Origin of the sequence: Pseudomonas sp. GV047, from assembly GCF_003058245.1 — a bacterium.
GTDB lineage: Bacteria > Pseudomonadota > Gammaproteobacteria > Pseudomonadales > Pseudomonadaceae > Aquipseudomonas > Aquipseudomonas marginalis.
The window spans coordinates 439,664-464,129 of the sequence record NZ_QCWA01000005.1 but is presented as its reverse complement, the minus strand read 5'-3'; the positions used below and the strand labels follow the sequence as shown (position 1 = coordinate 464,129).

Sequence of the window (24,466 nt, the reverse complement as noted above, 5' to 3'; positions counted from 1 at the left end):
GCGGGCCGACCTGTCGTAACACAAGCCGGCCCGCGCTCAAGGGATCACGCCGATGGCTGTGAACCCTGGACGACCGGGGTCGGCTGCAGCTTGAACACGTAGAACAACACGGTCAGCAGCACCAGGAACGCCGGCCCCACATACAGTGCCACGCGGGTATCCGGGAAGTACGCCATCAGGCCCACCACCAGCACCAGGAACGCCAGGGCCAGGTACGAACTGACCGGGTACAGCCACATGCGGTACTTGAGGGCTTTCTGTTCGGCCGGGCTCAGGCTCCTGCGGAACTTGAGCTGGGCCAGCAGGATCATGACCCACGTCCAGATCGCACCGAAGGTGGCGATGGACGTGACCCAGACGAAGACTTTCTCCGGCACCAGGTAGTTGAGCAACACGCCCAGCAGCAAGGCGAAGATCGACAACAGCAGCGCCTTGCGCGGTACGCCGTTGCTCGAGGTGGTACCGAACGCGGCCGGTGCCTGGCCGTTCTGCGCCAGGCTGTAGAGCATGCGCCCGGTGCTGAAGATGCCGCCGTTGCACGACGACAGTGCCGCAGTGATCACCACGAAGTTGATGATGCCGGCGGCGGTCTTGATGCCCAGGCGCTCGAAGGTCATCACGAACGGGCTGCCCTGGGTGCCGATTTCATTCCACGGGTAGATCGACAGGATCACGAACAACGCGCCCACGTAGAACAGCAGGATGCGCCAGAACACCGAGCCGATGGCGCGGGGAATGGTCTTCTGCGGGTTCTTCGCTTCACCGGCGGTGAGGCCGATCATCTCCACGCCCAGGTAGGCGAACATCACCATTTGCAGGGACATCAACACGCCCTGGACGCCATTGGGCATGAAGCCGCCGTGGCTCCACAGGTTGGAAATGCCCAGGGCTACGCCGTCGTTGCCGAAGCCGAAGGCAATGATGCCGACGCCGCCGATCACCATGGCAATGATGGTGACGATCTTGATCAGCGCGAACCAGAATTCGAACTCACCGAAGGCCTTCACCGCGATCAGGTTGATGGTGCCCATGCTGATCAGGGCTGCCAGGGCCCAGATCCAGCGCGGCGTATCGGGGAACCACACGCCCATGTACACCGCCACCGCAGTGATCTCCGCCACGCAGGTCACCAGCCACAGGAACCAATAGTTCCAGCCGGTCAGGAAGCCCGCCAACGGGCCGAGGTAGTCCTGGGCATAGCGGCTGAACGAGCCGGCGACCGGGTTGTGCACGGCCATTTCGCCGAGGGCGCGCATGATCACCAGGATGGCCAGGCCACCGATGATGTAGGACAGCATGATGGCCGGGCCGGCCATTTCGATGGCCTTGGCCGAGCCGAGGAACAGGCCGACACCGATACAGGCGCCGAGCGCCATCAGGCGGATATGCCGTTCGCCCAGTTCGCGTTTGAGCGGGCCGCCCGAAGCGGTCTCGCCATGGGGCAGGTGGTTGCCGACTGGCATAGGGATACAACCTCGTCTTGTTATTGGATATGAGCCTCCGAGTCCGGCACGCCACGGCGGGTCAGCCATGGCATGCCGTCTCCGGTGAACCTTATGGGTCAACCGGTCTGGCCGGGCCAGATCAGGGGGGTGCAGTATAAAAAGCTCAACCCAGTGATTTTCACTCTATAAACGGCAATATTCAGCGGGAACTCCCGGAGAACTCCGATTGCGCGGTGGGAGTATCGCACGGCAATGGTGCGCGGCTTAAGCCCATTGCCCTGCGTACTGACCCTGGCGGCGCCCACATCGGCACGTCGAAGAACCACGTGCGGGCCATGGGCAGGCTGATTTCGCCGCGATGAATCGCCAGGGGTTGCACGGGGTCGCCCGCACGCCGACAAATTTCTCGGCGGTGCCCATCAGCGTCTACGCTTGAATCAAGTCCGATCAATCTGCCGGGATGGATCAATCGACTATGGGCGCTTTATGGCAAACCGATTCAACCAAGGCTGCGGCCCCCACCGACAGCATGGACGAACAGCCATTGCCACGACGCTCCCGCAAACGGCTGTACCGGTGGCGAATGGCGTGGCTGTTGCTGGTGATCGGCCTGATCGCCGCAGGGTTCGCCGCCCAGCGCGAAATGCGCACGTCCCATTGGCAGGCCCGGGAACTGAGCCGCCTGGCCGCCACCCTGAACTACCGGCTCGAACCCGGCCCCAGCGATGCCGTGGTCTATCCCGGTGACGGGCCTTTCGACAAACGCCTGGGCTACAGCGACCTGGATGAATTCCTGCCGCGCCTGCTCAAGCGCAACTATCTGGTCCAGAGCCAGGTGCGCTTCTCCACGCCCCTGATGACCTATGCCGAGCGCGGCCTGTTCGTGCCTTATGGGGAGAAAATCCAGGCCGGCCTGTCGATCAGCGATTGCCGCGCCGAGCCGTTGTACCGGTTCACCTACCCACAGCAGTCCTACCAGCGTTTCGACGCGATCCCGCCGGTGGTGGTCAACAGCCTGCTGTTCATCGAGAACCGCGACTTGCTCGACCCGGCCCAGCCCCAGGCCAACCCGGCGGTGGACTGGCCGCGCTTCGCCAGGGCGGCGTGGTCGCAAGTGGCCAAGCTGTTGCACTTGCCCGGGCAGACCGCCGGCGGCAGTACCCTGGCCACCCAGCTGGAAAAATACCGCCACTCCCCTGACGGGCTGACGCTGTCCGGCGGCGAGAAACTGCGCCAGATGTTTTCCGCCAGCGTGCGCGCCTATCGGGATGGCCCGCAGACCTTGCAGGCGCGCCAGGACATCGTGCGCGACTACCTCAACAGCGTGCCGTTGTCCGCCGTGCCCGGTCACGGCGAAGTGCATGGCATGGCCGAAGGGTTGCGTGTGTGGTACGGCGCCGACTTCGACCGCACCAACGCGTTGCTCGCCGACGCCAGCCCGCAGGACCTCGCGCAAAAGGGCCTGGCCCTGCGCGAAGTGTTGTCGTTGATGATTGCCCAGCGCCGGCCTTCCCATTACCTGTCCAAAGGCCACGCGGAACTTTCGAACCTGACCGACAGCCACCTCCGCCTGCTGGAGCAGGACGGGATCATCGACCCTGCCCTGGCAAGGGCCGCCCTGGCCAGCAAAGTAAGTTACCGCGACTGGCAGCAACAGCCGACGCTCCAAGCGATTGACACCAACAAAGGCATCAGCATGGCCCGCAGCCGCCTGGCCGCCCTGCTCAACCGCCCGCTGTATGACCTGGATCGCCTCGACCTGTCCGCCACCAGCACCTTGCACAATGAGCTGCAAACCCAGGCCACGGCCTACCTCAAGCACCTGGCCGATCCGGCCTTCGCCGGGCAACTCGGCCTGCTCGGCCCGCGCCTGCTGACGCCCGCCAGCACCGCCCAGGTGCGCTACAGCTTCACGCTGTACGAGATGACCGGCGACGGCGCGCGGGTCCGGGTGCAGACCGACAACACCGACCAGCCGTTCGATATCAACGAGAGCAGCAAGCTGGAACTGGGCTCCACCGCCAAGCTGCGGGTGCTCACCACCTACCTGCAAATCATCAGCGAACTGCACCAGCGCTACGCCGACCAGACACCGGCTGCACTGAAAAAAGTCGATATCGATGAGCAGGATCGCCTGTCGCGCTGGGCCGTGGACTACCTGGCGCAAAACAGCGACAAGAGCCTGTCGAAGATGCTCGAGGCCGCCCTCGACCGGTCGTATTCCGCCAACCCCGGCGAGAGCTTCTTTACCGGCGGCGGCCTGCATCGCTTCCATAACTTTCGCAATGAAGACAACGGCCGCAACCCGACGTTGCGCGACGCCCTGCGTGAGTCGATCAACCTGCCATTTATTCGCCTGATGCGTGACCTGGTGCGCTACAGCACCTATCACGCAGACAACAACAGTGCCGAGTTGCTCAAGGACGACAGCAACCCACGGCGCCAGGAATACCTGGCCCAGTTCGCCGACCGCGAAGGCACGACCTTCCTGCTGCGCTTCTGGAAAAAGTACCGCAACAAGGACACCCAGGCGCGGCTCGCCACCTTTCTCGACAGCCTGCACCCCACCGCCATCCGCCTGGCCGCCGTGCACCGCTACCTGTTGCCCCAGGCCAGCCAGGCGAGCTTCAACAGCTTCGTGCGCTCCCACCTGACCGGCAGCAAGGCCGCAGAAAAACTGACCGACGAACGCCTGGCCAGGCTCTACAACGACTACGGGCCCGGTGCCTACGACCTGCCGGACCAAGGCTATATCGCCAAGGTCCACCCCCTGGACCTGTGGCTGCTCGGCTACCTGTTGAACCACCCCGACGCCACCTTCACCCAGGCCGTCGCCGCCAGCGAGCATGAGCGCCAGGAAGTCTATGGCTGGCTGTTCAAGAGCCGCCACAAGAGCGCCCGCGACAGTCGTATCCGCACCATGCTGGAGGTCGAGGCGTTCCTGGATATTCACCAGCGCTGGCAGGCGGTGGGCTACCCGTTCGACCACCTGGTGCCGTCCCTGGCCACGGCCATCGGCAGCTCGGGGGACCGCCCGGCGGCGCTGGCGGAACTGGTGGGCACGATCCTCAACGACGGCGTACGCGAGCCGACGCTGCGCATCGACAGCCTGCACTTTGCCGTCGACACCCCCTATGAAACCCGCCTGGTGAACAACCCCGACAAAGGCAAGCGGGTGATGCCCAGCGAAGTCGCCACCGCCTTGCGCGGCGCGTTGTCCCAGGTGGTGGATGCGGGCACGGCCAAACGCGTGTCGGGCAGCTTCAAGCTGCCCGACGGCACACCGCTGGCCATGGGCGGCAAGACCGGCACCGGGGACAATCGCATCGAAGCCATCGGCGCCGGTGGGCGCATCCTCAGCTCCAAGGCGATCAACCGTACCGCGACCTTTGTGTTCTATATCGGCGACCGGCATTTCGGCACGCTGACGGCCTTCGTGCCCGGCAGCGGCGCGCAGAATTTCACCTTTACCTCGGCGCTGCCGGTGCAGGTGCTCAAGGGCATGGCACCGGTGCTGATGCCGTACCTGCAACCGGGCGGCCATACCCTGTGCAACCCGCCTCGTGCCGTGACCTCAACAGACTAACCGTTGATTTCGATGATGCGTTCGGAGGTGCCCTCCACCAGATAGAACCGATACGTCCGCCCGGGCTGTTTTTCAAAGCTGAACACCCGGCCAGGGAAGATATGGTTCTTGGTGGTCGGGGCGCAGGATGTACGGTCCTTTGCCGCGCAATCCTTGAACTCATCCACCACCACCACGGTGTTGCCGGCATTGCGCAAGGTGTAACGCTGCCCGCCGTTTTCGACCCGGGTGTCGAAGCGGCTGTCCTTGGGCCGCACGAAGAACACCGTGCCGTAGCCGGCCATCACCTGCACGCCTCCCACCAAGGTCTCTTCGTAGGCTTTGCGCTCTTCGTCGCTGAGGCCAAAGCCGTCTTCGGTCTCGGGCGCGACCGGCAGGTAGCGTACCCGGAAGTAGCGCTCGCGCTCGCGATCGCCGATAAACACAAAGCGCGTGCTCTGCATGCCGTCCGCCGGCACGATCAGGCGCGCCGGGCTGGCCACCAGGCCGTTGCGCACGCTGCCATCGGCTTCGAGCTTGAGCGGCACCTCGTCGTAGCTGCCGTCGGGCTTGTAGAGCATCTCGGTGACATTGACCTTGACGAAGGCCGTCTTGGTGCCGCCGTTGAATACCCGCTTGAGGTAGGTGCTTTTATCGCCGCGCAAATAATCGTAGAAGTCACCGACGTTGATGTTCGGCCCGGCCTGGGCATTGAGTGAACACAGCATCAAACCCAGCATTGCATATAAAGCCTTCATAACCACTCCTCTGCCCATCATCACGGCCGTACCGCATCGAACAGCAGCTCGACGCTGCCGTAGTACTCACCAGGGGTAAAACCATCCGCCGGCTCGACCGCCGAGATATCCAGCAGCACGCGCTTGCCCTGGCGCGCCTCGTCGTGCGGCACCACCAGGGTGTCATCGAGGCCCAGCACCTGGCCGTTGAAGGTGACGTTCAAGTCGATATAGGTGCGCCCGCCATTGAACAGCGTGGGCAACGCGCCCAGACGGGCGTTGATGCCGCCGGCGGAACTCTTCACGTCAAAGTGCTCGCGCAGCGGGCGCAGGCGCCCGGGTACCAGGTCCCAGACCATTTTTTGCTCGCGCTCCAGGAACCCGGGGTTGATCGGCAGGACGTAAAAGTCTGCGGTCGGGATGGTCACGGACACATCGAACACCTGTTCTTCACGGATCGCCAAGGCCTGGGTACTCAGCAATGCGCCCACCATCAGCAGCAGCGCCGCCAACACGAGCTTGCAATGTCTGCACGACTGGCGCGCGCCCCCTGGGGCTATTTCACTGACCATCAGCCTTTGACCTCATATGGTTTTTTTTCGCTGCCCTCGATCAGGGTGAAGCGGTAGGTACGCCCGGCCTGCCTGGCAAAGCTGAAGGCACGCCCCGGCAGGATGTGATGCTTGGTGACGGGCAGGCAGTCCTGGCTATCGCCACTGGCGCAGTCCTTGAACTCATCGACCACCACCACGCTGTTGCCGTCGTTATGCAGCCCGTACTCAACGGGTTGCTCATCGATGCGGGTGGCGAAGCGGGTGTTCTTAGGCCGCACGAAAAACACCGTGCCGAACCCCGCCAACACCGTGACCCCGGCTGACAGTTGATTCTTGTAGGCCTCACGCTCTTCGCTGGAGACCACGAAATCGTCCTCGGGCTCGGGCATCACGGGCACGAAACGCAGGCGGAAATAGCGCTCGTTTTGCCGCTCGCCCAGGTACAACAGGCGTGTGCCCTGCATGCCATCGGGCGGCACGATCAGGCGGGCCGGCGTGGCCATCAGGCCATCGCGCGCGGCATTCCCGGGGGTGTTCTTGAGCTCGACCTCCTCGGCGCTGCCATCGGCGTTGTAGAGGATCTCCATCACCGAGACCTTGATGAACGCCGTACTGTCGCCACCGTTGAATATCCGTTTCAGGTAGGTACTTTTGTCACCGTCGAGGTAGTCATAGAACACCCCGACGTTGATGTTGGGAGCCGCTGGCGCCGACAACGGCAACCAGCACAGCGCACACAGCGCCAACAGATGTTTCATCGCCATAAATCCCCGTTAGAGTTCCGAATCCCAGACCACCGTGACCTGGCCCGAGTAGGTGCTGCCTCCCCGTTCGAGCATCTGTTCGGCGTAGTCTTTCTTGACCTCGAAGTGCAAGGTGCCGGGCCGTCGGTTGACATAGAACCCCGGTTGAAACAACTCGGTACCGGCACCGCTCAGCAGCAACGGCTGGCGATTCACCGGCGCACCGTCCCCGTGGCTCAAGCCATGGGGCAGGCTGACGCTGACATCCACCGGCACTGCGTGGCCGTCGGTGGCGTTTCTCAAGGCGCAGGTATCGCCCATCGTTCGCTCGCACCCCAACTGCATCTTGAAGCGCGACGAGGCGGAGATATTGAAGGTCTGGTCACGGAACAGCCGCGCGGGTTTGCGGCCCTGGTTCAGCCAGGGCTGCCAGCCGCCCTGGGGCACCAGTTCAATGCGATTGCCCCCCGGCGGTACCTCGACCTTGAGGTCGTGCTCCACGCTCAAGGTGAAGTTGAACGTGAGGGCGTTCTTGGAGGGCATCATGACGTCGCCGAAATCGTAATCGCCGCCAGGGCCCATGGTGTAGGTGATGCTGCCGGTGTATAGCCCGCTGGACATGCCCAAGGGGTTGGGCGTGCGCAGTTCGTAGGCATACTCCATGGTGTTGACGTTCATCCTGAGCAGGTCCTGTGACGGTTTCCGGCTGCAAGGGCCGGCCCCTTCAGGCGTCAGCCAGAAGTACGAAGCGGACGCGGTACCCGCTGCAAGATGGCTGGTGCTTTGGCAAGGGGAAGGAGCGTACCGCCACTGTGTTGACCAGGCGATCCCTGGCTGCCCCCATGCCGACACGCCTGGAGGCCGGGGGACAGACCAATACCCGCCGATGCCAGCGATCCGGACTTGAACGATCTCTGTTTCCTGGGTGGTGGCATGGGTCACGACCAAGTCACGCCAAGCGGACGGCACCTTGACCATGAAGCCCTGACGCTCCTCCTCATGATTGGCAATGATCGGTGCGATGCTGGCAATCCTGAGGGTAGTGTCCCGCAGGCTGAAAATACCCAACGCCTTGCAGCGCGCCGGAATATGCGCGGCGCAGATCGAGCTGATCGGCGTGGTGTTTTCGAATTTGTTCACCATGGGGTTGGACGGATCGGGGCGGAACCGTGCGGTGATGTTCTCGTCGGCCGTTGCGCCAGCGGAACACAGCAGGACGGCCATGCCCAGGGCGAAACGGCGAGGCGCGCGGGCCCTGGGTTTTTTCATAACGTTGTTTAGTCTCGTCATCATGCTCAACCGGCAATCTGTTCGGCGGTGGTGGAGTCGGCCAACGTATCCGGCGTGCAACGCAAGTCACCGATCATCAGCACGCTGTTTTCGCTGCGGGCCTTGGAGGGGTCGAGCCGGAACTGGCAGAGCAACTGGTTGTTACGGCGCACTTCGAGGGTGGGTGAACTGGCGTTCATTTCCAGCGAGAAGAAGCCGTCGACCTCGCTCACCCCACGGGTGGCGTGATTGATCACGTGCAAGCCCTTGAGCGGTTTGCCCTGGGGATCCACCAGGCGACCGAGAACGGTCACGGTTTGCATCACACTGATCTTGCGATACTCCACGCCCCCCTTGTTCAAGTGGTAGCGCGTGCGCGGCGGCTGGATCGTGGCCGAGGGTGCATGGTTGCCTTCGAAGTCGAAGCTCACCGAGCTGCCCTTGTAGGCGGTGATCGGGATGAAGTTGCGGCCGGGGCGCAGGGCCGTGCTGCCGCCGCTCAGGTCGTCGGCGCGCAGGGCGATGTCATCGACGTCGGTCTCCACGTCCACGATCAGGCCGGAACCGGTGCCGTGGTATTGGCTGGTGAGCACCATCTTCTGCTGGCCCAGGGCGAAGGTGCTGTCCAGGTTGAGGCCGCCGGACAACTCGTTGTTGAACGACGAGCGCTGGGCATAGCCGTCACCACTGACAAACTCGTTTTCGAAACTGGCCATGCCGGACAAACCGACGCCGTAGGTGTCGGTGGTTGCCGTGGCGGACACGCTTTGCAGCATGTGGTCCTGCAGGTCCTTGCGGTAGGTCAGCGAGGCATTGTTGTCGCGGGTCCCGTCGCGGGAAGTCCGCGTGCCGATACTGGCGGACCATTGCTCGCCCGGCGCGCCGAGGGCCAGGCTGACGCTCAGGTCGACCCCGCGGTTGCGCCGGTCGCCCGTGCTGGCGCTGGCGGGCCGGTCGAACACTGACAGCCGCCAATTGGCGTCGTTGCCGAACAGGTGGGTGCGTTCGGTCCAGCCCAGGTCCAGGCCGACGCCTTCGTTATTGCCCTCGCTGTAGAACAGCCGGCCATTGATCGAACGCAGGTTGCTCAGGCGATGGTTGACCGAAATCGACGAACTGCTGGTCTGGCCGACAAAGATGTCGCGCTGGCGAATACGCGTGCCATCGGGCAGGTTTTCGTAGGTGTTGCGGGTGTCGAGCCAGCTGCGGGTGTGGTTGAACACCACGCTGCCCATGCCGTAGTTGTATAAGCCGTTGAGGTCGAGGCCGGTGCCGTACTTTTCCGACCAGTACACGTTGGCGTACAGGCTGGCCTGGTCGGCCAGGGTCCAGTCGATCGAGGAGCCGTACTGCATGTTGTCCTTGACCTGGCGCCCGGATACACCCAGCACCACACGGGGATGCGCCAGGTAATTGAGGGAAACGCCGGCAGTCGGACTGCCGCTGCTTTGTTCGTCGAAATTACTCAGCAGTTTGCTTTCCTGGCCGGCGAACAGGTTGTAGCGCCAACGCTCGTCGTGGTTGCGCCAGTTGTTGGGCTTGTACACCAGCTCCTGGGTGGTGCTGGTGATCTGGCCGTCTTCCACCAGGCGCACTTCCACTTCATAGATGCCACCGGGCAGTGGTCGGGTGTCCAGGCTGTGCAGGCCGCTGCCGACCGGCTGGGTGTTGATCAGCAGGCCGTTGCGGTAAATCTCCACCGATGCCTGGCGGCTGGCGGTGACATAGATCGGGTAGACCGCCGGTTTGGAGTTGTTGATCACCAGGCTGTCGGAACTGCCGTACATCACGCCGACCGCGGTGTCCGGGCTGGCACCGAAGGTGCGCAACTGGCGGGTCAGGCCTTCGGCGTTGGGGGTGAAGTAACCCAGGCGCAGGAAGTTGCCCTGCAACTCGCGCTGGGTATAGAGCGCATACACCGCGTGGTTGAGGTCGTCGTCATCGGGACCGCCGAGGCGCGAGAACTGCATGTTCAGGGTCTGGCTCCACAGGCCCAGGCTGCTGCTGGCGTCGATGCCGAAGCGCCCGCCCAGGTCCTGGCCTTCGCCGCCGCTGAGGTTCAATTGGTTGCGTACGATCAGGCCGGTGCTGCCACCGGTGGGCAGGAAATAGTAGCGCTGCGCCTGCTCATCACGCTCGGCGTTTTCGGTCAGCAGCGACACCGTGGAGTTTTCCAGGTTGTAGTGCACGGCCATGAGCCCATCCGGGCAGTTGCTGGCGCAGGCACCCAGGGCCACACCCTGTTTCAGGTAATCGGCCCACTGGTCGCGCTCTTCGTCCTTGATCACGCTGCCGTCGTGGTCGGTAAAGTCGAGCAGGGTCATGCGGTCATCACGGGTCAGGACTATCATCGCCTCGGAGACAAACTCCTGATCCAACTCAACCCTGACCGCCAGCGGCACGTCGAAAAAGTGCTCTTCAAAGTCCGCCGGCAGTCCCTTGGCCTGGGACAGCAAACTACGAGGGGTTGTACCGTCGGCGGTACCTGCCGCCAACGCGCCCGCACAAAACAACAGGGCGAGCGCTGCCGCGATGGGAGTCATCGGGAACATGAACGGAATACTCTGAATTCGGACGTCAAAACAGGGAGACCGATCGACCGACAAACGCTGCCTGCCGACCGGTACCGCTACCCAACAATAAGCCGCGGCTTATTGAGTCAACGGGCTTGGCGTTACGGAGTAACGCGTGGCTCGTGGTCGAACACGATGGTGTAGTTGGTGGTGAAGAGGCCGGAAATGCCATCCGCCGGCTTGGCTGCGGCCACGACCAGATCCGCCTGGGTACCTGGGGTGGAACTGGCGTCGTCGACCACTTCCAGCGGCGAACCGGTCAGCACCACACCGTTGAAGGTGTTCGTCAGTGCGATCGACGAAGTGCCGTTGGTCAACGAAGCAGGACCGCCTTCGATGTAGGCCTTGATCGAGCCATCCGTGTTCTTCACATCGTAGGTAGCGCGCAGCGAACTCAGTTCACCGCTGACGGTGTTGTAGGCCATGGTTTCATCACGACCGAAGTTGGGATCACGCGGCTGGACATGAAACTGCTTGGTAGGAATGGTGGCCTTGATGTTGATGACGCTGGTAGCTTCGCCGGCAGCGAACACGCTGGAAGAGCCAATAGCCAGAGCGATCAGTGGCAGCACGAAAGCGGTCTTTTTAAGCATTTTAAGTACCTGTAGTGACATCAGTCTTTAGTTGAGAAACGGTTTCTCGCGCCGCAAGCAATCGCGTAATGCGTGTCTTGCGACGCCGGTAAATACTCCCTCGAAAACCCATTCAACGATGCCAGCACATTCGTTTAACCGCGTAATTAATCACGACTGGGCAATACAGAAAAAAACAATATTATTCAATACGTTGAATATTAACTGTCATCTATGTATTACCTTTTCAAGCACTCGATACTACTTAGTTTATTCATTTATCTGTAGGACATTAACTACACGCACCGCAGACTCTAACTATTCAAGCGTTTCGCCTAAAGACGTACTTAATAAGTTTATTCCCCATTCATGAAATCGCCATTTAACGGTCAAATAAAGGATGGTAGCGCCGGAACGGATTGTGGGTCGTGACGCTCCTTCAGAAGCAGCTCTCGCCTGCCGGCACCGCTCGTCAGAAGATTTTGCATCTCTCACAAGATATATCTTAAGTTGTATCGAAATCAGACAAGAGAACATCACCATGAGAGACCCTCATCACCACCGAGACCACGGTGAGCGCCACGATGGCTTTGAAAAGCGCGCCGGCCGCGAACGCGGTGGGCGTGGCCCGCGTGTCTTCGCACCGGGTGACCTGAAACTGCTGCTGCCGGCGCTGATTGCCGAGCAGCCGTGCCACGGCTATGACTTGATCCGCCGCATCGAAACCCTGTTCGACGGCGCCTACAGCCCCAGCCCCGGGGTGATCTACCCCACGCTGACCTTCCTGGAAGAAAGCGAATTGATCGCCGGCGACGCCGAAGGTGGAAAAAAACGCTACACAATCACCGAGGCCGGTCGTCTCTTCCTAAGCGAACAGGCAGTGGCTCTCGACGGCATTCGCCTGCGCATGGACGTGAGCAAACGCTCGCTGCGCGGCCATGACCGCCCAGCGGAAATCCACGAGGCCGTGCATAACCTGCGCCATGCCTTGCATTCGCACCACGGGCGCTGGAGCCCGGAAGAAATCGTTCGTGTCGCGGCGCTGCTCAACGGCGCCGCCCAAGCCATTGCCGACGGGACAGCTCAATGAATACGCAAGCCATCCACCGCGTGACCCACGAAATCAAACGCCGCCGCCTCGAAGTCGTGCGGGTAGTCGACCTCACCCCGCGCATGCGCCGCATCACCCTGGGCGGCCCGGAACTGGCGGGCTTTATCAGCCTGGGCAGTGACGATCACATCAAGCTGCTGTTCCCGCAGAACGCTGCCGAACAAGCGGCGCTGGAAAGCCCGACCTTCAACATCAAGGGCGACGGCCCGCAACCGGCGATGCGCGACTACACGCCACGGCGCTTCGACCTGGACATCGGCGAGCTGGACATCGACTTCGTGCTGCACGGCGACGGCCCCGCCTCCACCTGGGCAGAACAGGCCACGGTCGGCCAGCACCTGTACATCGGCGGGCCACGGGGCTCGATGATCGTGCCGGATATGTTCGACAGCTATTTGCTGATCGGCGATGAGACGGCGATCCCGGCCATTGCTCGGCGCCTGGAAGAATTGCCGGCCGGGCGCAAGGTGCTGGCGGTGATCGAAATCGCCAATGCGGCGGAACGGCAGGCACTGGCAAGTGCTGCCGATGTGGAGGTGAAATGGGTCGTGCGCGGCCAGGACGACCTGCTCGACACCGTGCAAAAACTGACGCTGCCGAGCGGTTCGTTGTACAGCTTTGTCGCCACCGAAACCAGGCTGTCGCGCCAGGTACGCCGGGTGCTGCTGGACACCCACAAGGTCAATGAGGCGTTCCTCAAGGCGGTGGGTTACTGGCGTGCGGAAGGCAGCGAAGAGGAGTAAGCCTCAACAAGGACACCGCTGCCGCTGACAACCCCAGCGGCAGGCGCGTATCGAACGACGAGGCAGTACCTTTGCAGGTGATGGTGATCCCACCGTCCGGGCATGAATAGGTGAGCCGGCGGTTGCTGCGGTGGATCGTGTCGGCGGATCGGTACCTATTGCTCTTTGGTGCACATTGCCGAATGTTGATATCGATCGGGTTGTTATGTTGATCGTGCAGGTTAAATTCGGGATGATTTCAAGGTCCTGTCCAGGCCGACCGCCGCCAGGGCAACCAGCACGAACCCCAGCAGGATCCCCCCGGCATTCACAAACACATGTGGATAACCCAGGGTGCCGACATCGATGAACGGGTACTGGTACTGCCCGAGCAAATCCCCACGCAGCAGCACATAGCCGAAGTACACCAACGGGTAGATGACCCACAGGCCAATGTGCTTGAGGCGCAACTGGCCCTTGGGCACGCAGCGCCACCAGTACAGCACGAACAGCAGCGGCATCACGTCGTGCAGCAGCTCATCAGCGATCCATTGAAAACCTTCGGGCTGCCACAGATGCCGCAGCAACAGGCTGTAGGCCAGGCCCACCACCACGATGCTGACGGCGATGCCGCTGCTGACACCGGGGGTGAGGAAAAACCGCCTGGCTGCAGAATCGCGCTTCACCCACGCATAGCTCAGCACCACCGCTGCCAGGGTATTGGTCAGCACCGTGAAGAAACTGAAGAAGTTGATCAACCCACCGAGCAGGCTGGCGCCGGACTCCCAGCGCGAATAGAAAATCAGGTATTGCTGAATCGCCAGGCCCACCCAACCGGCCAGCGCCGCTGCCGCCACATACCGCTTCATGAGGTCAATCCACCGGGCGTTTGGTGCGCATCAGCTTGACGTACAAGCCTTCGACCTTCTCCCGCGCCCATGGGGTCTTGCGCAGGAAGGTCAGGCTCGACTTGATGCTCGGGTCGCTCTTGAAGCAACGGATATCAATGCGTTCGGCCAGGCCTGCCCATTCGTAGTGTTCCACCAGGGTGGTGAGGACGTGTTGCAGGGTCACGCCGTGGAGGGGGTCGTTGTTTGTCGCGGTCATGCCGGGCCTATGAAAAAGTGTTCACGAAGGCGCACACCTTATCACTCCGCCCTGGCAGGTAAAAAAAGTTCCCGCCCTCGGCGAAAAAGAGATGTTATATTGTAACTATACGTCTCAAGTCTTTTCGTCGTTTTGCCAAGGAATGTCCGATGTCCCTCTCCTCCCTGTGGCGCTTGTCGCCGCTCGCCGCCGCCCTGCTGATCAGCTCGGAAGCCCACGCCCTGGAACTGCAACCCCAAGTCATCACCGGCAACCCGCTGGGCAGCGAGCAACTCGCCTCGCCGACCACCGTGCTGGAGGGTGATGAGCTGACCCTGCAACAAAAAGGCAGCCTCGGCGAAACCCTGAACAAGCAGCCGGGCGTGTCGTCTTCGTACTTTGGCCCGGGCGCCAGCCGGCCGATCATCCGTGGCCAGGACGGCGACCGCATTCGTATCCTGCGCAATGGCGTGGGGGCGTTGGATGCCTCGTCACTGTCCTACGACCATGCGGTACCGCTGGACCCGGTGAATGTCGAACGCATTGAAATCGTACGCGGCCCGGCAGCGCTGTTGTATGGCGGCAGCGCCATCGGTGGCGTGGTCAACACCTTCGACAACCGCATCCCCACCGAAGCCATCGAGGGCATCCACGGCGCCGGTGAACTGCGTTACGGCGGCGCCGACACCACGCGCAGCAGTGCGGGCAAGCTGGAAGCCGGCAATGGCACCTTCGCCTTGCACCTGGATGCCAACGCGCGGGAATTCAACGACCTGAAAATCCCCGGCCAGGCCCGCAGCCGCCACGCCCCGGACAGCGATGACGCACCCGGCAGGAACGGCCGCCTGGGCAACAGCGACGGGCGCCAGGACGGCGGCGCGGTAGGCGGCTCCTACACCTGGGACGACGGTTACGCCGGGCTGTCCTACAGCAACTACGACAGCAACTACGGCTCCCCGGCCGAGCAGGATGTGCGCATCCGCATGCAGCAGGATCACTACGGGTTCGCGTCCGAAATCCGCAACCTGCAAGGCCCGTTTACCTCGGTCAAGGTCGACGCCGGCTACACCGACTACGAGCACCGCGAAATCGAAGGCGGCGAAACCGGTACGGTCTTCAAGAACAAGGGCTACGAAGCCCGCGTCGAAGCCCGTCACCAGCCGCTCGGCCCATTCGACGGCGTGGTCGGTGCGCAGGTGACGCGCAACGAGTTCTCGGCCCTCGGCGAAGAGGCCTTCGTGCCGCAGACCGATACCAACGCCGGCGCGCTGTTTATCCTCGAAGAAATGCAAGCCACCGACCGCCTGAAACTCAGCCTCGGCGGGCGCCTGGAACACACCCGCGTCGACCCCGACGCCAAGGGCAACGAACGCTTCGCCGGCGCCGACAGGAGCAACCACTTCACCGCCGGCAGCCTGTCGTCGGGCGCGGTGTATACCCTCACGCCGATCTGGTCCGTGGCCGCGACCCTGGGCTACACCGAGCGCGCACCGACCTTCTACGAGCTGTACGCCAACGGTGCCCACGTCGCCACCGGCACCTATGAGTTGGGCGACGCCAACCTGAAGAAAGAGAAAGCCGTGTCCAGCGACCTGGCCCTGCGCTTTGACACCGGCACCCACAAGGGCAGCTTCGGCGTGTTCTACAGCCACTTCTCCAATTACATCGGTTTGCTGGGCACCGGTCGTACGCTGAACGACGAAGGCGAAGAAGACGCTGGCGGAATCCCCGAGTACGAATACTCCGGTGTGCGCGCACGTTTCGCCGGCTTCGAGGCCCAGGATCACTGGAAGCTCGGCGAAGGCGCCTACGGCAAGTTCGCGCTGGAGCTGTCAGGCGACTACACCCGCGCCACCAACCTGGACACCGGCGAAGCCTTGCCACGCATCGCGCCGCTGCGCTTGAACAGCGGCCTGCTGTGGGAACTGGACCGCTGGCAGGCGCGCATCGACGTCGAGCACGCGGCCGGGCAAGGGCGTGTGCCGGATAACGAGAGCGGTACCGATGGCTACACCACCCTGGGCGCGAGCGCGGGCTATCGCTTCAACGTCGGCGGCAGCCAATGGCTGGCGTTTGTGAACGGTGAAAACCTGACCAACCAGACCGTGCGCTACGCCAGCTCGATCCTGCGCGATATCGCGCCGGCACCGGGGCGCAGCGTGCAATTGGGCATCCGCACCACCTTCTAAACACACTGAAATGCCCCTGTGGGAGGAGGCTTACCCCCTCCCACCGTTATTGGGCAGCGACGATCTGTCACTGTTACCAAATCTGAAATGATGCATCTTGCGATTCGTGCTTTCTCTTGGTGCGCCAGCGCTTTATCCTTGTCGGCAATAACCTGAAACGTTTCACTCCCCCGGCCGACCCCACTTTGCTGATTATTCCTACCCGCCAAGACAGCGCTGTCTTACGCCGACCTGCGCACGGGAATAAATCTCCCACCTGTGGATAAGTCCGTTATCCACAGAAAAACGTAATTAACGCTGAACCAAGCCCGTGTCGAATCGTCATCTACAGTGAAGAAACACGGGGATACATAATTCCAACGTAACGGAGAAACACAACTATGAGCACTGACGGTGCTTCACGTCCGAGCCGCCTGCTGCCGAGGCTGCTAGGCGTCTTGCTGCTGATCATGGGCCTGGCCTTGCTGGCCGGCGGCGTCAAGCTGAGCCTGCTCGGCGGGTCGCTGTACTACCTGCTGGCCGGTATCGGCATCACCCTGACCGGCCTGCTGCTGCTGGCCACCCGCCGCGCCGCGCTGGGCCTGTACGCGCTGGTGCTGTTCGCCAGCACCGTATGGGCCCTGTGGGAAGTCGGCCTGGATTGGTGGCAGCTGGTGCCGCGCCTGGCGCTGCTGTTCGCCCTGGGCATCGTCATGCTGCTCCCGTGGTTTCGCCGTCCGTTGCTGCGCGGCCAACCTGCCCCGCTGGGCACTGGCGCGCTGAGCGTGGCCGTGGTGCTGGCCGGTGCAACCGCCCTGGCCAGCCAATTCACCAACCCCGGTGAAATGGTCAAGACCGGCCAACTGGACCGCGACGCGGTACCGGGCATGGCCAGCGCTGCACCGTCCCAGGCCGATGGCGACTGGAACTCCTACGGCCGCTCGGCCTACGGTGATCGTTACTCGCCGTTGGCGCAGATCACTCCGGAAAACGCGCACAAGCTGGTACCGGCGTGGACCTATCGCACCGGCGACATCCCCGGCCCGAACGATCCAGGCGAAACCACCGCGGAAAACACCCCGCTGAAAGTCAACGGCATGCTCTACGTGTGCACGCCCCACAGCCAGGTGATTGCGCTGGACCCGGACACCGGCAAGGAAATCTGGCGCTTCGATCCGAAGATCAGCAGCCAGGGTGCCGAGAACTTCAAGGGTTGGGCGCACATGACCTGCCGTGGCGTGTCGTATCACGATGACGCCGCCTACGCTTCCGAGCAGAGCCCGACCGGCAGCGCCAGCCCGGCCGCCGCGCCGAATGCCTGCCCGAAACGCATCTTCGTGCCGACCGCCGACACCCGCCTGATCGCCCTGAACGCCGACACCGGCAAGATGTGCGAAGACTTCGGTGACAAAGGCCAGGTCGACCTGCGTGCCAACATCGGCAGCTTCGCCCCAGGCGGTTACTACTCCACTTCGCCACCGGCCGTGACCAAAAACCTGGTGGTGATCGGTGGCCACGTCACCGATAACGTCTCCACCGACGAGCCCAGCGGCGTGATCCGCGCGTTCGACGTGCACACCGGCAAGCTGGTGTGGAACTGGGACAGCGGCAACCCGGACGACACCACCCCGTTGGCCGAAGGCAAGACCTACACCCGCAACTCGCCGAACATGTGGTCCATGTTCGCCGTGGATGAAAAACTCGGCATGCTCTACCTGCCGATGGGCAACCAGATGCCCGACCAGTACGGCGGCGACCGTACCGACGATTCCGAGAAATACGCTGCGGGCCTGACTGCCCTGGACATCGACAGCGGCCACGTGAAGTGGACCTTCCAGTTCACTCACCATGACCTGTGGGACATGGACGTCGGCGGCCAGCCGTCGCTGATCGACATCAAGACCGAAGCCGGCGTGAAGCAAGCGGTGATGGCGTCGACCAAGCAAGGCAGCATCTACGTGCTGGACCGCGCCACCGGCCAGCCGGTGGTGCCGATCCACGAAGTGGCCGTGCCCCAGGGCGCTGTCGCGGGCGACCGTACTTCCCCGACCCAGCCGAAGTCCGAGCTGAACTTCATGCCACCGCCCCTCAAGGAGCGTGACATGTGGGGCGTGACGCCGTTCGACCAGATGCTGTGCCGCATCGATTTCAAATCCATGCGCTACGACGGCCCGTTCACCCCGCCATCGCTGCAAGGTTCGATCGTCTACCCAGGTAACTTCGGCGTGTTCGACTGGGGTGGCATTTCCGTCGACCCGGTACGCCAGATCGCCTTCGTGAACCCGAGCTACATGGCGTTCAAATCCAAGCTGATCCCGGCGGCCGATATCGCCAAGCAAGGCCCTCGTGTCAGCGAAACCCAGGGCGTGCAGCCGAACAAAGGCGCGCCGTACGGCGTGATCCTCGAAGCACTGCTGTCGCCCCTGGGCCTGCCGTGCCAGGCACCGGCGTGGGGTTACGTGGCCGCGGTCGACCTGACCACCCACCAGACTATCTGGATGCACAAGAACGGTACCGTGCGTGACAGCTCGCCGGTGCCGGTTCCCCTGACCATGGGCGTACCGAGCCTGGGCGGCACCTTCACCACCGCCGGTGGCGTGTCGTTCCTCAGCGGTACCCTCGACCAGTACCTGCGGGCCTATGACGTGAAAAACGGCAAGCAGTTGTGGGAAGGCCGCCTGCCCGCCGGCGCGCAAACCACCCCGATGACCTACACCGGCAAGGACGGCAAGCAGTACGTGCTGGTCATGGCGGGTGGTCATGGTTCCCTGGGGACCAAGCAGGGTGACTACGTGATGGCGTTCAAACTGCCGGATTAAGCTGTATCGGCGGCAAAACCAAGGCGGCTACCCTCACAGGTAGCCGCCTTTTTTGTGCCTTCCATAGCAGCTGCGGATTTGCGCGGTGTTGGATTATGCGGTGCTTCAGAGCGGCTTGCGTTCCCGCCGCATCCACATCTCGAACGCCATGGCATTGAGCGGCCGGCTGATCAGGTAGCCCTGGGCCGTATCGCAGTTCCACTGCTTGAGCAGCTTGAGGCTGGGCTCGAATTCCACGCCTTCGGCCACCACCTTGAGCCCCAGGTTGTGGCTCATTTCGATGGTCGAACGCACGATCACGCCGTCGCCGCTGGTGCTGTCGAGGTTGCGCACGAAGGATTGGTCGATCTTCAACTCCTGCACCGGCAGGCGCTGCAGTTGCGCCAGGGAGGAATAGCCGGTGCCGAAGTCATCCACCGACAGGCTGATGCCGCAGCCGCGCAGTTGCTCCAGCACGCTCAAGGCTTGCTGCGGGTTGTGCATGATCGCGCTTTCGGTGATTTCGAAAATCAGTTGCCGGGCCGCCACGCCGTACTGCATCAGCAAGGTGCTGACGCGGATCGCCAGGTCGTCATCGGCCAGGTCATCCACCGAGATGTTCACCGACAACTGAATGTGCATGCCGCGCTGCGACCACTCGCCGATCTGGCGGATGGCTTCTTCGATCACCCACAGGGTCAGGCCGCCCATGCTGCCGGTGCGCTCGGCCAGGGGGATGAACTCGGCGGGCGACACCAGCCCCAGGGTGGGATGCTGCCAGCGCAGCAGGGCTTCGGCCTGGCACACCTCGCCATGCTTGAGGTCGAGCTTGGGCTGGTAGCACAGGTACAATTCGCCTTCGACGACGGCCCGGCGCAGGTCGCGGATCAGGGTGATCTGGCGCTGGTGGGCGAGGTCGCGGTCCTGCTGGTAGATCTGCAGATAGCCCGGCAGCGTCGCCGCATCGTGGCGTGCGATGGCGGCGCGACTGATCAACTCTTCCACCTGCTGGCCATCGGCGGGGTAGGCGGCGATGCCGATGCTGACCTCGTGGCGCACTTCATCATTGCCGATGCGCTGGGGCTCGGTAAGCAGCGCGTAGAGGCGGTCGGCACGGGCCACGGCGCGGTCGATCTCGGTGTTTTCCAGCAACAGCAAGAACTCGCTGCCGGTGATGCGCGCCGCCGTGTCGCTGGCCAGCAGGCTCATGGACAGGCAGCGGCTGGCTTCGCGCAGCATTTCATCCACGCCCTCGGGACCGAAGCCCTCGTTGATCACCCGGTAGTTCTCGATGCCCAGGTACAGCAGCACTACCGGCCGCCGGGCACTGATCGCACTGCCCAGGCGTTCCATGGCCAGGGCTCGGTTAGGCAGGCCAGTGAGCGGATCATGCAGGGCGTTATGGGCCAGTTGCCGTTCGCGCACGGCGATGCCGCTTTGCATGGCGTTGAAGGCGCGGGCCAGCAAACCGAACTCATCGTGGCTGCGCACCCGCACCGGCGTGCGGTAATCACCGGCGCCGATGCGCCCCGCCGCCTCCACGAGGGCGTTGAGCGGGCGCGACACCCGCCGCGCCAGGAACAACGCGCCGGCCAACGACACCAGCAGCACCGCCAGGGCAATCCCGAGAAACTGCCGGTCCAGCGGCGCAAAGGATTCCAGCGCATGGTCCAGCGGGCTTTGCAGCAATACGCGCACGTCATCGCCGTCGCCGGTATTGGCCAATGGAAGCACGCGGCTGAGCACGCGCTGACCGTGGAACCCATGGATCTGTGCCTCAGGGTTGAGCGGAGCGTCGTGCAGCAGGCTGAGGGCGGTGGCCCGGTACGCGTCGGGCTGGGTGCTGAACAGCGGGCCGGGCGTGCCGTCCTGCACACAGAGAAACGACACTTCCAGGTTGCTCATGGAGCGCAGTTCATAGGCGAACAGTTGGTCCATGGCAAAGCCCATCACGATGCGCGCGATGGGCAACGGGTCGCGCACTTCATCCTGCACCAGCAGGTAAGGCCGCCCGTCCAGGGCCACGATCACCATGTGCAGGCCATTGCGCCGCGCATGGCGCAAGGCGGCGTCATAGGGGAACGGCTGGCCGCGGGTGAGGATAGGAAGTGTGCTGACCATGACCTTGCCATCCAGGCCCAGCACAAACACTTCGCTGGAACGGATGCCGGTGCCGTGGCGCCGCAGTGCCGCCAGGATCGGCGCAGGCTTGCCCTCGGCCACGGCCAGCTTGAACGGACCATCGCCGGCGAGCCAGTCGAGCCCGTATTGCAGGCGCCGCCCGCGCAGGTCCAGCAGACGCTCGAATACCTGGGTTCCGGTTTTCAGTTGGACTTGTGCCTGGTTCTCCACGGCACGGCGGGTGGCGCTCTTGACGGCGAAATAGGTCGCGGCGACCACCACCAGCAGCAACAGCGCCAACACCCCGGCAATGCGGGTTTGAAAGGTATGGCGCCATGTCATGGCAGTGCCCTCCGGCAGCGTTCGCCGCTCGCTGCCGCTGCGTCCCTTAGTCATGTGCATTCCTTGCGCTCTGACCCGCCGTCAAAAAAACATCCATTCAGACTGGAAATTTGGTTTTAGCAGATTAGCTGGGACAGAGCAGAAGCGCACCGAATAAAACCGGGGATTTTACTGTCATTTTATTGGCGACAACCGCTTGACCATACCTCCCTGTCAGCTGCGCGCGCGCATGAAGTCCCCCCAACGCCGCACCAGATAGTTGTGCTCATCCATGACCGAGTTCCACACCGCAATATGCCCCATGCGCTGCTCATAGGAGCCGCCATCGCGCACCTCGCCGATATCGATCAACGGCAACCCATCACTGCCGAGCAGCTCCTCCCGTGCAGGCTTGCCGGCGTACCAGTAATCCCACTCGGCACTGCTCAGGTGATCACGGCTGCGCGCCGGGTTGCCGATGTAGTAACCCTGGCGCGCCATCACCGCGCCCGGCCAGCCGGACAACCACCAATTGAGGTACGCGTAGGCCGCGTCCAGCACCGGCCCCTGGGCATGGCGCGACAATGACAAGCCGCCGAACCAGGCGCGATAGCCTTCGCGGGGGACCGCCAGGCGGTATTTCACCCCGGCGCGGTGCAGGCGCATCAGGGTTGGCGACCACAGGCTCTGAATATCGATGCTCGGGCTGAGCATCAGTTGCGCGGCCTCTTCATCGTCGGACCAGAACGCGGCGAAATGCCCTTCCTTCTGCTTGCGCACCAGAATATCGGCGAGCACGTCGATCTCTTCGATGCTCATATTGCCGATGTCGTTGAAGCGCGCCAGCCCCGCGCCCTGCACCGCCAGCGCAGCATCCAGCGCGCCGATGGCAGCATCGCTCTGCAGCGCCGTGCGGGCGCGCCAGGCCGGGTCCAGCAGCCAGCCCCAGCTTTCGTTACCGTGGCAAAAACCCTCGGGCAGGCGCTCGGGGCGGTAGGCGAAGCTGTCGGCATTGTGGGTCAGGGGCAGCATGCTGATGCGCTCGGTGACGGTGCTGCCGAGGCTGCCGTCGTGCTGCACGAACAGGCGCTCGCTGGGCACGCTGCCGCTGCCCAGGCGGTCGTTGGGCGACAGCCGACCACGCTTGGGCAGGTCGTTGATCTCGTGCCACAGCGCGATGCGCCGCGTGTCGATGGGCTGGATCGCCCGGGCCGGCCACACGAAGTCGACGTTGTGAAACCATTGGTCGTACAGGTCATAGCTGTCGGGCTGCATCACTGCGATGCGCTGGGCCTGCTCCACATCGTGCACCTGGTACACCAGGCGAATCCCCAGTTCCTGTTCGGCGCGCACCCGCAGGCATTCGAGCAAAGTGACCGAGGTGCCGAGCACCCGTAAGGTGATCATCCGGCGAACCGCCGTGAGAACACCTCAAAGGAACGCCGCAGCAACGTTGGGTCGAGACCGCGCAGGATAAACACCAGGCGCGATTGCCGCTCGGTGCCTGGCCACGCAGGCAGATGGACCGGGGCATGCAGGCAATGCTGCACGCCATGAATGACGATGGGGGCGTTACTGGCGTTCACGTTGAGCAGTCCTTTGACGCGAAGGATTCGTTCGCCGTGGCATCTTAACAGCATCGACAACCACACCCCGAAGCCGACCCAGTCCAGCGGCCGGTCGAAGGTCATACTGCACACCTGGGCCGTACCGTGGGTGGCGCTGGTGGTCTGGTGCAATTGCCAGCGGCTGACTTCCAGGGCGGGTTCGGCACTGCGCAGGCCTTCGCCGAGCAACAGTTGGTCGCCACTGTGGATGGCGTGGGTATCGAGGACCGGCGTACCGGCGTTGAGCGCTTGCAGGTGCGCACGCAGCGGTTCGCAGTCATCCACAAGATCAGTCTTGCTCAGCAGCAAACGGTCTGCCGCCGCGACCTGGGCCAGCCATTCCGGGTGCAGGCGTTCCTGCAACGCGGCGTGGCTGGCGTCGACCAGCGTCACCACCAGGCCGATATGAAAACGCCCGCGCAGTTGCACGTCGTTGTTCAAGGTGGCGAGGATCGGGGCCGGGTCGGCCAGGCCGGTGGTCTCGAGGATCACCCGTTTGAACGCAGGAATTTCGCCACGCTCGCGGCGTTGCAAGAGGCCGAGCAACGCGTCCTTGAGCTCGCCACGGATGGAGCAGCAAATGCAGCCGCTGGGCAGCAGCACAGTGTCCGGCGCGACCTCTTCCACCAGCAGATGGTCGATGCCGATATCGCCGAACTCGTTGATCAGCAACGCGGTGTCGCCCAGGCTTTCGCCTTGCAGCAGGCGCTGGAGCAAGGTGGTCTTGCCGCTGCCGAGGAAGCCGGTGATGACATTCAGGGGCATGCTCATGGCGCTGACTCCAAGTGATCGAGCAGACGCGGATCAAGGGGGTCCAGCGGCCGGCCGAGCATGGTTTCAGCTGCCTGCCACAGTTGATCCAAGCCGCTCGCCAGTGCCTGTTTACCGGTGGCGCCCACCAGCAGATAAGACGCACCCTGGAAGTCTTCGACCTTGAGCCGGAACACCGCCAGCACCTGGTTGATCGCGGCGATACGGCGCAGGCGTTCGCGGCGCCGGGGCAGTTCATCACCCAAGGGGTCGCTCCAGTGCAGGTCTTCGCCGAGCAATCCGCAGAGTCCGCACATGGCTACA

The 24,466-nt window shown here is 63.1% G+C and carries 18 protein-coding genes and 1 pseudogene; 5 read left to right on the top strand and 14 right to left on the bottom strand.

What is annotated here, in order from left to right:
- Nucleotides 1–44: 44 nt before the first annotated feature.
- On the bottom strand, nt 45–1,463 hold the full coding sequence (locus C8K58_RS15875; protein ID WP_092356291.1) for an amino acid permease: 1,419 nt from the start codon (nt 1,461–1,463) through the stop codon (nt 45–47).
- Between the two features lie 457 nt (nt 1,464–1,920).
- On the opposite strand from C8K58_RS15875, the gene C8K58_RS15870 reads away from it, so the two are divergent.
- Nucleotides 1,921–5,031 carry a transglycosylase domain-containing protein gene (locus tag C8K58_RS15870; RefSeq protein ID WP_108573916.1) on the top strand — a complete coding sequence of 1,037 codons (3,111 nt, stop codon included), beginning with the start codon at nt 1,921–1,923 and terminating at the stop codon, nt 5,029–5,031.
- Here the strand turns inward: C8K58_RS15870 and C8K58_RS15865 are convergent.
- The 6 genes from C8K58_RS15865 to C8K58_RS15840 all read right to left on the bottom strand — a co-directional run bounded on the left by C8K58_RS15865 (nt 5,028) and on the right by C8K58_RS15840 (nt 11,479).
- Nucleotides 5,028–5,768: a pilus assembly protein gene (locus tag C8K58_RS15865; RefSeq protein WP_027604631.1), complete on the bottom strand. Its 741-nt coding sequence runs from the start codon at nt 5,766–5,768 to the stop codon at nt 5,028–5,030. The genes C8K58_RS15870 and C8K58_RS15865 overlap by 4 nt on opposite strands.
- A 20-nt stretch (nt 5,769–5,788) precedes the next feature.
- On the bottom strand, nt 5,789–6,319 hold the full coding sequence (locus tag C8K58_RS15860) for a CS1 type fimbrial major subunit (RefSeq protein WP_223841661.1): 531 nt from the start codon (nt 6,317–6,319) through the stop codon (nt 5,789–5,791).
- A complete protein-coding gene (locus C8K58_RS15855; RefSeq protein WP_108573915.1) occupies nt 6,319–7,059 on the bottom strand; it encodes a pilus assembly protein in 741 nt (246 codons plus the stop codon). Before C8K58_RS15855 ends, C8K58_RS15860 begins: the two co-directional genes overlap by 1 nt.
- A gap of 15 nt (nt 7,060–7,074) precedes the next feature.
- Entirely contained in the window at nt 7,075–8,313 is a 1,239-nt protein-coding gene (locus C8K58_RS15850) for a hypothetical protein (RefSeq protein WP_108573914.1), read from the bottom strand.
- A gap of 26 nt (nt 8,314–8,339) precedes the next feature.
- The gene (locus C8K58_RS15845; protein ID WP_092356273.1) at nt 8,340–10,865 is read right to left on the bottom strand and encodes a CS1-pili formation C-terminal domain-containing protein; all 2,526 of its coding nucleotides are present in this window, start codon (nt 10,863–10,865) and stop codon (nt 8,340–8,342) included.
- A gap of 122 nt (nt 10,866–10,987) precedes the next feature.
- Nucleotides 10,988–11,479 carry a CS1 type fimbrial major subunit gene (locus C8K58_RS15840; protein ID WP_027604636.1) on the bottom strand — a complete coding sequence of 164 codons (492 nt, stop codon included), beginning with the start codon at nt 11,477–11,479 and terminating at the stop codon, nt 10,988–10,990.
- 520 nt (nt 11,480–11,999) lie between these two features.
- Between C8K58_RS15840 and C8K58_RS15835 the strand changes: the two genes are divergently transcribed.
- Together C8K58_RS15835 and C8K58_RS15830 are read left to right on the top strand one after the other, a co-directional pair.
- Complete coding sequence (locus tag C8K58_RS15835; protein ID WP_027604637.1) at nt 12,000–12,548, top strand: PadR family transcriptional regulator; 549 nt, start codon at nt 12,000–12,002, stop codon at nt 12,546–12,548.
- On the top strand, nt 12,545–13,312 hold the full coding sequence (locus tag C8K58_RS15830; RefSeq protein WP_092356270.1) for a siderophore-interacting protein: 768 nt from the start codon (nt 12,545–12,547) through the stop codon (nt 13,310–13,312). Before C8K58_RS15835 ends, C8K58_RS15830 begins: the two co-directional genes overlap by 4 nt.
- 40 nt (nt 13,313–13,352) lie before the next feature.
- Here C8K58_RS15830 and C8K58_RS32720 read toward each other — a convergent pair.
- From C8K58_RS32720 to C8K58_RS15820, 3 genes and pseudogenes are all read right to left on the bottom strand, one after another.
- Nucleotides 13,353–13,534 (bottom strand): annotated as a pseudogene (locus tag C8K58_RS32720) (fimbrial protein); the annotation flags it as partial.
- Nucleotides 13,534–14,160: a Pr6Pr family membrane protein gene (locus C8K58_RS15825; RefSeq protein WP_108573913.1), complete on the bottom strand. Its 627-nt coding sequence runs from the start codon at nt 14,158–14,160 to the stop codon at nt 13,534–13,536. The pseudogene C8K58_RS32720 and the gene C8K58_RS15825, both read right to left, overlap by 1 nt.
- A gap of 4 nt (nt 14,161–14,164) precedes the next feature.
- Nucleotides 14,165–14,398: a VF530 family DNA-binding protein gene (locus C8K58_RS15820; RefSeq protein WP_108573912.1), complete on the bottom strand. Its 234-nt coding sequence runs from the start codon at nt 14,396–14,398 to the stop codon at nt 14,165–14,167.
- Between the two features lie 149 nt (nt 14,399–14,547).
- On the opposite strand from C8K58_RS15820, the gene C8K58_RS15815 reads away from it, so the two are divergent.
- Nucleotides 14,548–16,566 carry a TonB-dependent receptor gene (locus tag C8K58_RS15815; protein WP_027604641.1) on the top strand — a complete coding sequence of 673 codons (2,019 nt, stop codon included), beginning with the start codon at nt 14,548–14,550 and terminating at the stop codon, nt 16,564–16,566.
- A gap of 380 nt (nt 16,567–16,946) precedes the next feature.
- Nucleotides 16,947–19,364 carry a glucose/quinate/shikimate family membrane-bound PQQ-dependent dehydrogenase gene (locus C8K58_RS15810; RefSeq protein WP_092356264.1) on the top strand — a complete coding sequence of 806 codons (2,418 nt, stop codon included), beginning with the start codon at nt 16,947–16,949 and terminating at the stop codon, nt 19,362–19,364.
- Between the two features lie 105 nt (nt 19,365–19,469).
- Here C8K58_RS15810 and C8K58_RS15805 read toward each other — a convergent pair whose 3' ends face one another.
- From C8K58_RS15805 to C8K58_RS15790, 4 genes are all read right to left on the bottom strand, one after another.
- Nucleotides 19,470–21,806, bottom strand: coding sequence for a bifunctional diguanylate cyclase/phosphodiesterase (locus C8K58_RS15805; protein WP_092356261.1), 2,337 nt, complete (start codon nt 21,804–21,806; stop codon nt 19,470–19,472).
- A gap of 213 nt (nt 21,807–22,019) precedes the next feature.
- On the bottom strand, nt 22,020–23,192 hold the full coding sequence (locus C8K58_RS15800) for a PotD/PotF family extracellular solute-binding protein (protein ID WP_065926582.1): 1,173 nt from the start codon (nt 23,190–23,192) through the stop codon (nt 22,020–22,022).
- A complete protein-coding gene (locus C8K58_RS15795; RefSeq protein ID WP_092356258.1) occupies nt 23,189–24,163 on the bottom strand; it encodes a GTP-binding protein in 975 nt (324 codons plus the stop codon). Before C8K58_RS15795 ends, C8K58_RS15800 begins: the two co-directional genes overlap by 4 nt.
- Nucleotides 24,160–24,459, bottom strand: coding sequence for a hypothetical protein (locus C8K58_RS15790; protein WP_092356256.1), 300 nt, complete (start codon nt 24,457–24,459; stop codon nt 24,160–24,162). Before C8K58_RS15790 ends, C8K58_RS15795 begins: the two co-directional genes overlap by 4 nt.
- Nucleotides 24,460–24,466: the final 7 nt, after the last annotated feature.